We start from the raw sequence: 13,060 nt of genomic DNA on the forward strand, positions 1-13,060 counted from the left end.
ACCAAGATCAAATGGATCCTGGATAACGTAGACGGGGCCCGCCGGAAAGCCGAAAACGGCGAACTGGCGTTCGGGACCATGGACAGCTGGCTGATCTGGAACCTTACCCAGGGCACCGCCCACGTCACCGATGCCACCAACGCCTCCCGCACCATGCTGTACAATATCAACGAAGGCCGCTGGGATGAGGAGATATTGGATTTACTGGAGATCCCGCGCAGTCTTCTCCCGGAGGTCAGATCCTCCAGTGAGGTGTATGCGGAGACCGAACACTTTGCCGCCAGCGTCCCCATTGCCGGCATCGCCGGGGACCAGCAGGCGGCCCTGTTCGGCCAGCGCTGCATCGAGAAGGGGATGGTCAAAAACACCTACGGGACCGGCTGTTTTATGATCATGAACACCGGCGACAAGACGATTACCTCCGAGAACAACCTGCTGACGACCATTGCCTGGGAGATCGACGGGGAGGTCACCTATGCCCTGGAAGGCAGCATATTTGTGGCCGGCGCCGTCGTGCAGTGGCTGCGGGATGAGCTGGGTATTATTGATGAGTCATCGGACGTAGAAAAATTAGCCGCTTCGGTAGCAGATAACGACGGGGTCTATCTGGTGCCCGCCTTTACCGGCCTGGGAGCCCCGCACTGGAACCAGCATGCGCGGGGGACCCTGGTGGGATTGACCCGGGGATCCAATAAGGGACATATAGCGAGGGCGGCCCTCGAAAGCATTGCCTACCAGACCATGGATGTGATTACGGCCATGGAAGCGGATTCGGGGATCGAGATCAAGGAGCTTCGGGTCGATGGCGGGGCCACGGCCAACGACCTGCTGATGCAGTTCCAGTCGGATATGCTGCAGGCCCCGGTTGTCCGGCCGAATACTCTGGAGACGACCGCCCTTGGGGCCGCCTATCTGGCCGGGCTGGCCGTCGGGTACTGGGCAGACCAGCAGGAGATCAACAAGCAGTGGAAGAAAGACCAATCGTTTTCTCCGCAACGATCCGAAGCGGAAACCCGGGAGCTGCGCTCCGGGTGGGACCGGGCGCTGCGTTCTGCCATGCACTGGGCAACAAATTAGATCTAAAAGGTTTTTAGTTGATTTATGAATCGTTCGGAAATGGTAAACACCCTTAGTGAAACTGAGGGGATGTGGGACGTTATTATAATTGGAGGTGGAGCTACAGGCTTGGGAGTTGCTGTGGACGCAACTTCTCGTGGATATAAAACACTGTTACTCGAGAAAGATGATTTTGCCAACGGCACTTCAAGCAGGTCGACAAAGCTGGTGCATGGCGGTGTGCGCTATCTGGAACAGGGAGATATTTCCCTTGTTTTCGAAGCCCTGAGAGAACGAGGTATTCTCTTCGAAAATGCGCCTCACCTTGTTCGTAAACAACCATTTATGATTCCTCATTATAGCAAGTGGCGGGGGTTCTATTATTGGTTAGGGCTGAAAGTCTATGATTTACTGGCGGGAAAATCGAATATAGGTGTATCAAAACATCTGTCTGCAAAACAGGTTACAAATACTATTCCTAAGATCAACTCGGAAAAACTACGGGGTGGAATACTGTACTATGACGGAAACTTTGATGATTCAAGGCTGGCCATAAATCTTGCGCAAACAAGTGCAGAGCAAGGCGGCACACTTATTAATTACATGGAAGTAACTGACTTGCTTAAATCCGGCAGTAAAGTGATTGGCGTGGAGGCACAAGATGAGTTGACGGGCGAAAAGTATACGATTAAAGGTCGAGCTGTTGTGAATGCCACAGGAGTATTTACCGATAAAATTCTGGAAATGGATGATACAGTGTCAGAATCTGTAATTACTCCCAGCCAGGGGATTCACATCGTAGTTGATAAAGACTTTTTAGCAAGTGATACTGCGGTTATGATACCTAAAACAAAAGACGGAAGAGTTCTCTTTGCAATTCCGTGGCACAATAAAGTAATAATTGGTACAACAGATACCCCTGTTGATACTGTTTCATCAGACCCGGAAGCTAAAGAGGTAGAAATTGATTACATATTAGAACATATTGGAAAATATTTGACCAAGAAGCCTACCCGATCAGATATAAAAAGCGTATTTGCCGGTTTACGGCCACTGGTCAAAAATGGGAATTCAAATGATACCTCAGAAATATCTAGGGACCATTCTTTATTCGTATCCCCCTCAGGACTCGTAACTATTGCAGGCGGAAAATGGACAACCTATCGCAAAATGGCTGAAGATGTAGTGGATCGTATATCAAAGATTACTGGATTAGAAGAAAAAGAATGTGTAACTAAAGAGCTTAAAATTCACGGATGGAAGAAGGCGGTAGACAATAAAGCACCTTTAGATCTATATGGTTGTGACAAAGAAAAAATTAATGCTATAGTTGATGAAAACCCACAGTATGGTAAGCGGCTGCATGAGAACTTTCCCTATATCAAAGCCGAAGTTATATGGGCAGCGAGAAACGAGATGGCTATGACAGTCGAAGATTTTAACTCTCGTCGTACGCGAGCATTGTTTCTGGATGCAAAGGCTAGCGAAGAGATGGCTCCTGAAGTTGCCCGGCTAATGGCCGAGGAGCATGGGCATGATGAGCAGTGGATTCAGGACCAGCTAAAAGCGTACACAAAACTTGCCCGGGCTTACCAGGTTTCCTGAACGGTAGATCTTCAAAACAGAAAGTAACAAAGAAAAAAAGGACATATGAAGGTAACAAAGTATTTTGCACTGGCACTCATATTATTTATTGGCTGCAATTCGAATCAAACTCAGGAGCTGGAGCTTGTCGGTCATCGCGGAGCAACGGGGCTAATGCCTGAAAATTCTGTTCCCGGATTTAAAGAAGCTATGAAACATGATATAAACAGTATCGAATTTGATGTGGTGATATCCGGCGATGAGAATGTCGTGATTTCTCATGAACCCTGGATGCGCCATGATATTTGTCTGGATCCCGACGGAAATGAGATCAAGGAAGAAAACCAGAAAGAGCATCTCCTTTATGAGATGAACTACGACGAAATTGCGCGTTACGACTGTGGATCTATTCAGAGGCCGGGTTTTCCTGATCAAAAGACACAATCATTGTCAAAACCTTTGATGAAGGAAGCAATTGCTGAAATAGAATCTTACAGAATTGAGAATGATTATCCTCCGATAAAGTACAACGTTGAGATCAAAAGCAAACCTGAATGGGATAATGGGCTGCAGCCCGCACCGGAAAAAGTGATCCAGCTGGTATATAATGAATTAAAGAACATGGATATGCTGGAGCGGATTAGTATTTTTGCTTTTGATGATCGGATATTAAATGAATTACAGGAGATTGACTCTTCAGTTTCCCAGGTTTATTTAATACCTAAAAGTAAACCTGATATCTCCGAGAATTTATCCAAATTGACTGCAACGCCGGATGTATATGCACCCAATTACAATCTTGTTGATTCATCTCTTGTAGATGAAATTCACAGGAGAGGGATGCGTGTTATACCCTGGACGGTGAATGAATATGAAGATATGGTTCGATTGGTTGAGATGGGAGTAGATGGAATAATTTCAGATTATCCTAATTATTACAAAAAATTGAGGGATAATTTTTAGTTTATCGGAAATATTAAATCTGCAGGTTAAGGCTGGATAAATTCGGGATGCCAGACTACAGCGCTTTGTGTGCAGTTGCTTTTCGCTGACTAGCTGATAGTAATTTGCAAAACGAAGTCTGCAAGTTTAAAAGATGGATTTTTTTACCACTCAGCGGTGAATGGAATTCTTTTACCCGCCAGACTGGTTTCAAATCCCCTTTTCCAGCAACTGATATTAAAATATTTAGCCATGGTTTGCATCTGAATAAAAATTTTTATAACTAGTCATATGGTTGTATAGACAACTACACCTTAAGCGTGATTCTTCAGTAATAGTAAAGGTTTGGTAATCATTTCTTTAAGGTGGGATGTTTTATTTGCACTCAAAACAAAAATCATAATTGGTCTTAAAACAGGGATGACAATGAAGTATAAAGGCACAAGATATTGTACAGCTATTTTCTTATTCATGTTCTTTATGGTAGGGTTAGGCTTTCAATCTTTCGGCCAAGAGGTCAGTGGTATAGTAACAGAATCAAATAGTGGTGAAACTTTGCCGGGGGTAAATATACTGGTAAAAGGTACTGATATGGGTGCTGCAACAGATCAAAATGGTGAGTACAGCCTGAATGTACCGAGCCTTCAAGATACACTCGTTTTTTCATTTGTGGGATATGCGACTGAAGAAATTCCCATTAATGGTCGTAATCAGATCGATGTTCAAATGGAGTTGCAAACCTATTCAGGAGATGATATTGTCGTTATCGGTTATGGAACTCAACGTCAAGAAGATGTAACCGGTTCCGTTTCTTCTGTTCGAGGTCAAGATCTTGAAAATATTCCCGCTTCTAGGGTAGATGGAATTATGCAAGGGCGTGCAGCTGGAGTAAGGGTTACTCAAGTTAGTGGCGAGCCTGGAGCCCAAAGTGTTATACGTATTCGGGGCAGTAATTCAATTCAAGGTGAAAATAGCCCCTTATATGTTATTGATGGTTCTATTGTTGGTACAGACTTTAACTTGAATAATCTTAACACCAATGATATCGAGTCAATAGATATTCTTAAGGATGCTACGGCTACTGCTATCTATGGTACGCGTGGATCGAATGGGGTTGTTCTAATTACTACTAAAACAGGACAAGCCGTAGAACCTGGAACACCTCAGATATCATTTAACACCTACAGTGGTATGCAGTATATGATGAATACTGTTGATTTGTTAAATGGGCCTCAGCATGCTGCCTATGCAAATGAGGATGCCCAATTTAGAGGAGCTACAGAACCTTTTGCTGATCCGAACGATGTACCGGATGTAAACTGGATTGATCAAATGACACAAAATGCACCTTTAACGAGTACAGAGATGTCAGTGTCCGGTCAATCAGAAAATAGAGATATCAACTATTACTTTTCAGGTAATTATTTTAATCAACGGGGACTTATCAGAGAATCTGGTATTGAAAGATATAATTTTAGAACGAATTTGGACTTCGATTTGTCAGAAAAGGTAAGAACGGGATTAAAAGTTAATACCTCTCGATTAATTAAAGAGAATAACAAAGTAAATCTTAGTGCTGCTCTTTATCGTACAGCTCTGCCCGAACGTGCAATTTATAACGATGAAGGAGAGTTTACAGCGACTAATCCTGTTTCTGCCAGCGTTTACCGCAATCCAGAAGCAGATATCCAATTAAAATCAGATCATAACCTGACAACCAATATTCTGGGTAATCTTTATCTCGAATTTGAACCCAATGACAACTTGTTGTTCCGATCAACATTTAGTCCTAAAATTAGATATACAAAATTTAACAGGTATAATCCGGGCAGGTTACCTGAGCATTCAATTATAAATCAGGGAGGCGATGGCAGAGTTGAGGTATCTACCAGTACGGAGATTCTAAATGAAAATACAATCAACTATTCGACGAATATTGGTGAAGATCATGAAGTTGATTTGTTAGGTGGCTTCACTTGGCAGACGAGCGAAGCTGAAGCTGTAAATGCAAGAGCTTTCGGTTTTCCCAATGATGCTCTTGAGTATAATGATTTATCTACAGGAGCAGATCCAACAAGAAATGTTGTGGATACCGGATGGGATAGTTTCCAGTTAGTTTCTTGGTTAGGTAGAGCTAATTACAGTTTAAAAAATAAGTATCTTCTTACACTAGTAGGAAGAGTTGATGGATCGTCAAGATTTGCAGGGTCAGATAACGAATATGGATTTTTCCCTTCGGCTGCTGTAGCATGGCAACTAGGTCAAGAGCCATTTATAGAACAGATGGATTTGTTTGATGCTCTGAAATTACGGGCCAGTTATGGATTATCAGGAAGCCAGGCTATTGGATCTTTCCGAACCTTATCCTTACTGGGTGGTACAAGTGCGTATCTAAATAATACTGAGCAACCCGCTGTACAGAGTGGAAGACCTGCAAACAGAGATCTAAAGTGGGAAACAACGGCACAGTTTGATATTGGTTTGGAGGCAAGCTTGTTTGAAGGTCGATTGTCTTTTGAGGCTGATTATTATCGGAAGAAAACAGAAGATCTACTCCTAAATGTACAGATAGCCCGTCAAACAGGTTTCGAAAGCAAATTGCAAAACCTTGGTGAAATAGAAAATCATGGACTGGAGTTTAAAATTAACACAATCAATTTTACCACTGATGATTTCCAGTGGTCAAGCATGTTTACAATTTTCGGAAACCGGAACAAGGTACTTGATTTAGGTGGATCAGAATATATAGATGTTGTTTCACCAACGAGCGGCGGTCCCGGAGGTCGATTGATTGTAGGAGAACCAGTTCCTGTGTTCGTTGGAGTAGAATACATGGGTACCTGGAAATCTCAGCAGGAGATTGATGATTCGGGGCAATCAGCTCAGCAGGTTGGTGGTCCGCGCTTTAAAGATACCGACGGAGACGGTGAGGTGTCTGTAGAAGATTTTGAGGTGTTAGGGAGTCCGCAACCTGACTTTTCCTTTGGTTTCCAAAATACATTCGATTATAAAAGGTGGTCATTGGATGTGTTTGTACAGGGAACATATGGAAATGAAATTTACAATAGCTTGACGCAATCAGCATTCTTCGGAAGACCGGAAGCAAATAAATATAAAGAAACTCTTAACCGCTGGACCCCAGAAAATTCAGATTCCGATGTTCCCAGAGCTGGAACTGTAGCTACACTGGCATCAGTCTATAGTAATTCCAGAATGGTTGAGGATGGTTCTCATCTGAGGTTAAAAAATCTGCAGTTAAATTACAGTATCCCCGTTCAAGATTGGGGATTAACTGGCTTTAAGAACTTAAACGTTTACTTTTCAGGTTCGAATTTATTGTTGATTTCTGATTTCCAGCTTTTCGATCCGGAAGTAAGCCAATATGGGGATAGCAATACAGCTATCGGATTTTCGCAGGGCGAATACCCATACGGCAGGACCTTAACCTTTGGTATAAGAGCGACGCTTTAAGAATATTGAACAGTTTAATCAAACGAATGGATAAAATTATGTTACGTCACATAGATAAAATACTTGCGTTAATAGTTTTACTTCTGGTTTTGGGTGGGTGTGATAATTTTCTTGCTGAAGAGCCGCGAGATGTATTATCCCCTGATACATTTTTTAACTCTAACAAGGAAGCAACAGCAGCTGTAAATGGAATGTATGAGCCGTTGTATGATGGTTCCCTTTACGGTAGTTATGGCGTCAAACGGTTCTACATGTATGGGGCAGATGTGATAGAACCCAGTCGTGAAGGAGGCGGTTCCTTAAACGATATTAATAATTATACACTTTCGGTAAGTCGACCTGCAGGGGCTCGAGGTGCCTGGAATGAATACTATAAGATAATACAGAATGCTAATGTCATTTTGGATAAAGTCGAAGGCAATGAGAATATAGGTCCCGAAGCTAGAGATCAAGCAATAGGTGAAACACTATATTTACGTGCGTTTGCCTATTATAACTTAACAAATATGTTTGGTGATGTTCCCTATTATCGAGAAAATCTCCCTATTGAGGAAACGCAGAATCTCAGTCGACATGACAAAACAGAAATACGTAATGATATGGTGCAGGATTTGCAACAGGCTCAAAATTTATTGCCAAGCAGCTATTCTGCCAGTGAGCAGGGGAGGCCATCTGAGTGGGCGGCAGCGACATTAATGGCTAAAATCCATCTGATACAGGAGGATTGGGAAGCTGCCCGTGACAAATCTGTAGAGATTATTAATAATTCTCCCCACCGATTGCTCGACGATTATGGAGACGTCTATGATTATCCTGATAATGAATTCAATGATGAGAGTATCTGGGAAATTGTATTCGTAAAAGATGAAAACCCCACAATAAATACCTCTCTGTTTTCTCCTCGTCTCAGGGATGAACCTGCAAATGCTTCAGATCGTGACGCTTTATCGGATTCTCTAGAGGCTAGAGGAGAGGGTTTTACCGGTTATGGTTTGGCAGTGGTTAAGTGTGGTTTTGCTGATGAGTTTCCGCAGGATGATCTTCGAAGGCCTCATAATATTGCTGAAAGTTATCTCGGGTTTGACTTGAATTATCCATATATGCCTAAAATGTGGAATTTGGATGAAGAAGTTTCGCCCCGACAAAATCACGGCGAAAATTATATCATTTTCCGATTGGCTGATGTCTATTTGATGGCGGCTGAAGCTGAAAATGAGTTGAACGGTCCAGGGAATGCTTACCAGTACATAAACAGAGTAAGAGAGCGGGCCTATGACCCCAATCAGCCCCTGACTGGTTTAACACAGCAAGAATTTAGAGAAGCTATTTATGATGAACGAAAGTGGGAGCTTGCCGGCGAAGGACATCGAAGAATGGACTTGATTCGTTGGGGTATTTTAGAAGAGGCACTTCAGAATACACGTCATTGTGCATACAATCCTGTACAGAATTTCAAGTCTCATCACGTGCGGCATCCAATTCCGGAAGAAGAAATAGAATTGAATCCCAATCTGGAGCAAAATCCGGGCTATTAATGAAATATCCCGAACTCTGTTCCTAGCATGAAGTATTACAGGGAATACTTTTTTGCAGCACTGTTCCTCCTTTGTGTAGGGTGCGGGGATCGTGAAAATCCGGTTCGGTCGGATCCTGATACACAAAAACCATCGCCGGCTGAACCGGTTAATATATCATTACCAGAGGCCTCATTTACAGAGCCAGATCAAAGAGTAGATGGAAAACGGTCTACAGTAATTTCGGACCGGTTAATAGATCTTGTTGATGCTACGCCTGAAGAGGCTTCGATTTATATATCAATTTATGAATTTAAAAATCAGACACTTGTTGATGCTCTGGAAAGAGTCACAGCAGAGATGTATCACTGCACGTAATGATGGATAGGAGCAATCGCAGCGATAATACTGCAACTGGCAACAAATTAAATGAGCTCGGTGAAGGTGTAGAAATAGTTTGGATCTATAATAATGCAAGTCGTTCGGCCATCAACCACAACAAATTTGTGTTGCTGCCGGAGATCACCACCAGTGAAGGGACTTTGGAAAATGTGATATTTCAGACCTCACAGAATTTTAAAGAATCCGGGAACCGCAAAATACAGGATGGGGTAATTTTATCTGATGCAGATTTGTATGGAGCATACCTGGATTACTGGCATGACATGAAATCTCTGGCCAATGAACAGATGGGAGACTTCGAATATCGTGAAAATGCGGATACAGAAGCCAGTGTAAAGGCCTATTTTCATCCCAAAAGAAAAGATGGTGCTGTTTATGGAAATGATACAGTTGTCGAAATTTTAGATAATATCGATGAGCCGAGTTCTGCGACCGTTAAAATAGGAATGTCGGCATGGACTGATTCGCGTATTGCCATTGCGGATAAATTGGAAGAACTATTATCCGAAGGAGCTGAAATCGAGGTGATTACAAAAAACAGCATAGGTTCCGAAACTTATGACCGGTTAAAAGATCTCGAAGAAAATAAAAATTTATAATATCTCGAATTCCGATCAGCAGAAAATAAATATACATTCCAAATTTATGATGATAGAAGGCCTCTGGAATGAAGATGATACTCGTGTGCTACTGACAGGATCTCAAAATTTTACCATCAATGCTCTTAGAAATAATAATGAGGCGACTTTATTATTTATCGATCATGAGCTTTATGATCAGTACGAAGCCTATTATGAAGAACTTAAAAATTTACCTGCTATATGTTGCCCTGCAAAAAAATCAGGGGTAGTAAATTGACTATAAAGTCAGATGATGTTCTAATGAAAAAATTAATTGTTAACTGTTGAATAAGAGGAGTTCCCATTATGAAAAAGTATCAGCTGCTGTTCGTTCTTTCGATTTTTCTTTTTATCTCTTGCTCGTTAAAAGGGCAAACTGATGATTCATCGCCACCTAATATTGTGGTTATTTTAACTGATGATATGGGATATGCCGATGTGGGAGCTTTTGGTGCCCCGGAGATCGAAACTCCCCAGATAGATAAGCTTGCCGATCAGGGGATGAAGTTTACGCAGTTTTATGCTGAAAACCTGTGCTCACCTTCACGGGCTGCACTCTTGACTGGTAGTTATGCAGAACGCGCAGGGGTATCAACCGTTTTTTGGCCGGATTCCGATACGGGATTAAATCCTGAAGAAATTACTATCGCTGAATTATTACAGGATGAAGGGTATACAACAGCAACAATTGGTAAGTGGCACTTGGGACATAAAGAGCCATTTTTGCCTACCAGCCAGGGTTTTGATTATTACTTTGGTCTTCCCTTCAGTAACGATATGGGACCTAATGCACGACCTGCCAAAGGTCCCTATGATCCGCTGCCGGTAATGCGCAATGAAGAAGTTATAGAACGGGGACCGGATCAACGACAGTTAACCAAGCGATATACCCAAGAAACGGTTGAGTTTATTGAGGAAAATCAGGACGATCCGTTTTTCGTTTACTTGGCTCATACCATGCCCCACGTGCCTTTGTATGCAAGTGAGGATTTTCAGGGAACTTCCAATTTTGGTTTGTACGGTGACGTCATTGAAGAAATCGACTGGAGTACCGGACAGGTTATGGACAAGCTGGATGAGCTCGGCATAGCTGATAATACGCTGGTGGTGTTTACGTCAGATAATGGACCATGGCTCCAAAAAGGTAAAGAGGGTGGATTGGCCACTCCGCTGCGCAATGGCAAAGGCACGGTCTGGGAAGGTGGTCACCGTGTACCTACGATCATGAAATGGCCGGGGCAAATTCCCGAAAATACGACGAATGAAGCACTGACCACCATCATGGATTTGTATCCGACGATTGCACATATTGCCGGAGCTGATCTTCCGCAAGATCGTGTGATCGATGGCAAAAATATACTGCCACTTATGAAAGGCGAAGTCGAGGAGTCTCCTTATGAGGCTTATTTCTATTATCGACTGGGCGATCTGCAAGCCGTGCGAATGGGGGATTGGAAGTTACATCTTGAAGGAAAAAGAAGGGATTATAATAATATCCATTATGATTATTCCAGCGATTTTGTATTTCAGCAACAAGAAGAGTTATACAATTTGGCTGAAGATGTTGGAGAGCAGCGTAACTTAGCTCTTGATCATCCTGAAATTGTTGAAAAGCTTAAAAAGCTGGTAGAGGAGCATAAGAATGAGATTGAGGAAAATTCACGTTCACTCGGTTCTGTCGATAGTGATTAAACGTTGAACGATAATCTCATTTTTGCTTCCTTGAAAAAACTAATATTGCCGGTGCAGATACTTACTTGCACCGGTCGATATTTTGTGTGCTCTTTGGATTGATAAAAAGAATTATACATTAACGTTAAGCTGGCAATTAGTTCATAATAAATGAAGATAAGATTATACCTTTTTACTTTATTGATAACCTTTTTCGTATTTACCCAGATTGGGATCTCTCAGCAGAAAAGGGGGGAAGCCCAACAGTTTGTAGAAGGATATGTGTATGAAGATGTAAATAAAAACGGGGAAAAGGATCAGGATGAATCGGGGATATCCGACGTGATGGTTTCAAATCAGCGGGAGGTCGTTTTAACGGATGAGGACGGGCGTTATAAGCTGCCGGTTAAAAGTGATGCGATTATATTTGTAACAAAACCAGCCGGCTATGCAGTAGATCAAAATGAAAATAATTTGCCCCAATTTTATCATATTCACCAGCCCGGGGGATCGCCAAACCTGCAGTATGCGGGATTGAAACCGACCGGTGAACTTCCCGAGCCATTAAATTTTGGATTGATTCCATCAGAAGAAAAAGAATCGTTTAAAGCCATCATTTTTGGTGATCCCCAGCCGCGCAATAACGAGGAGCTTTCATACTACAGGGATGATGTGGTATCCGAGCTTGCTCGTGTTGAGGCAGATCTGACGCTGGTGTTGGGAGACATAATGTTTGACGATCTCTCCCTGTACGACAGGTACAACAGAATCATGAAAACACTGGACTTGCCGGTGTATAATCTGTTTGGGAATCACGATATAAACTTTGATTCAGAAGGAAACGAACATGCCCGGGAAACCTTCAAAAAGCATTACGGGCCAACGTACTTCTCAATTGAATATGGTGATGTACTTTTTATAGCGCTTAATAACATTGATTACCTTGGACCCGATGAGGATTCCGCTCCGTATAGAGGTTATATCGACAGTAAGCAGTTAGAGTGGATAGAGAATACGCTGGAACATATTGATAATAACAAGCTCATTGTGCTACTCTCGCATATCCCTATGTACTCCAACGGTAGTAATAGTAAAACACAAAACATTGTTAATCGGGATGAGCTGCTTGGATTGGTTGCCGATCGCGAAAACTTACTGTATTTAAGTGGTCACAGACATAGAATCTTCCATGACTTTTTGGATGATGAGATCGATCATGTAACACCAAACAGTCTCCACCATATGGCCCTGGCAGCAGCATCGGGTGCATGGTGGAGCGGTCCAAAAGATCACAGAGGAATTCCTGTTACGCATCAGCGGGATGGAGCGCCCAATGGATACCATATTTTTGAATTTGATGGAAACACCTACAAAGAACGCTATAAGGGGGCGGGGCACGCCAAAGATCATCAAATACGAATCGAACGTCCTAAAAGTCATGTAACCCTTAAGGAATACAAAGATTCCGAATTCATGGTTAACGTGTTTAATGGAAACGAACGCTCGAAAGTGGTATACAGAGTTACTGGAAAAAGTGAATGGAAAGAAATGGAGCGAATGGAAAGAGCATATTCTCCTTATTTTAATGAAATCATGGATGGAGAAAGGAAATCCGCTCATACACCTCACTTTTGGACGGCAGAATTGCCTGAATTGAAGAAGGGGATTCATAAAATAGAAGTATTAACACAAGATATGTATGGTCGGGAATACCAGGAAACAAAAGTAATCGAAATAGAATAATTTTCAGGATAACTGTTCAATTTCAAAGCATTACATAAATAATTAAAAGGGGATCAT

General features: G+C 42.4%; 10 protein-coding genes. All 10 read left to right on the forward strand.

The annotated features are described in order from the left end of the window. A partial coding sequence (locus ACT3ID_RS14855; RefSeq protein WP_491542839.1) for an FGGY family carbohydrate kinase occupies positions 1 to 1,077 on the forward strand: 1,077 nt, incomplete at its 5' end. A gap of 24 nt (positions 1,078 to 1,101) precedes the next feature. Beyond that, entirely contained in the window at positions 1,102 to 2,661 is a 1,560-nt protein-coding gene (locus tag ACT3ID_RS14860) for a glycerol-3-phosphate dehydrogenase/oxidase (protein WP_491542840.1), read from the forward strand. 45 nt (positions 2,662 to 2,706) lie between these two features. Beyond that, positions 2,707 to 3,603, forward strand: coding sequence for a glycerophosphodiester phosphodiesterase family protein (locus ACT3ID_RS14865; protein ID WP_491542841.1), 897 nt, complete (start codon positions 2,707 to 2,709; stop codon positions 3,601 to 3,603). Positions 3,604 to 4,008: 405 nt separating this feature from the next. Then, positions 4,009 to 7,053 carry a SusC/RagA family TonB-linked outer membrane protein gene (locus tag ACT3ID_RS14870; protein WP_491542842.1) on the forward strand — a complete coding sequence of 1,015 codons (3,045 nt, stop codon included), beginning with the start codon at positions 4,009 to 4,011 and terminating at the stop codon, positions 7,051 to 7,053. A 38-nt stretch (positions 7,054 to 7,091) separates the two neighbouring features. Beyond that, complete coding sequence (locus ACT3ID_RS14875) at positions 7,092 to 8,588, forward strand: RagB/SusD family nutrient uptake outer membrane protein (protein WP_491542843.1); 1,497 nt, start codon at positions 7,092 to 7,094, stop codon at positions 8,586 to 8,588. A gap of 27 nt (positions 8,589 to 8,615) precedes the next feature. Next, a complete protein-coding gene (locus ACT3ID_RS14880; protein WP_491542844.1) occupies positions 8,616 to 8,945 on the forward strand; it encodes a hypothetical protein in 330 nt (109 codons plus the stop codon). Then, on the forward strand, positions 8,945 to 9,568 hold the full coding sequence (locus ACT3ID_RS14885) for a phospholipase D-like domain-containing protein (protein WP_491542845.1): 624 nt from the start codon (positions 8,945 to 8,947) through the stop codon (positions 9,566 to 9,568). Before ACT3ID_RS14880 ends, ACT3ID_RS14885 begins: the two co-directional genes overlap by 1 nt. A gap of 31 nt (positions 9,569 to 9,599) precedes the next feature. Beyond that, the gene (locus ACT3ID_RS14890; protein WP_491542988.1) at positions 9,600 to 9,827 is read left to right on the forward strand and encodes a phospholipase D-like domain-containing protein; all 228 of its coding nucleotides are present in this window, start codon (positions 9,600 to 9,602) and stop codon (positions 9,825 to 9,827) included. A 68-nt stretch (positions 9,828 to 9,895) separates the two neighbouring features. Further along, positions 9,896 to 11,281 carry a sulfatase family protein gene (locus ACT3ID_RS14895; RefSeq protein WP_491542846.1) on the forward strand — a complete coding sequence of 462 codons (1,386 nt, stop codon included), beginning with the start codon at positions 9,896 to 9,898 and terminating at the stop codon, positions 11,279 to 11,281. A gap of 150 nt (positions 11,282 to 11,431) precedes the next feature. Continuing rightward, positions 11,432 to 13,003: a calcineurin-like phosphoesterase C-terminal domain-containing protein gene (locus tag ACT3ID_RS14900; protein WP_491542847.1), complete on the forward strand. Its 1,572-nt coding sequence runs from the start codon at positions 11,432 to 11,434 to the stop codon at positions 13,001 to 13,003. Positions 13,004 to 13,060 lie beyond the last annotated feature (57 nt).

This window comes from Fodinibius sp. GM108, assembly GCF_058386985.1.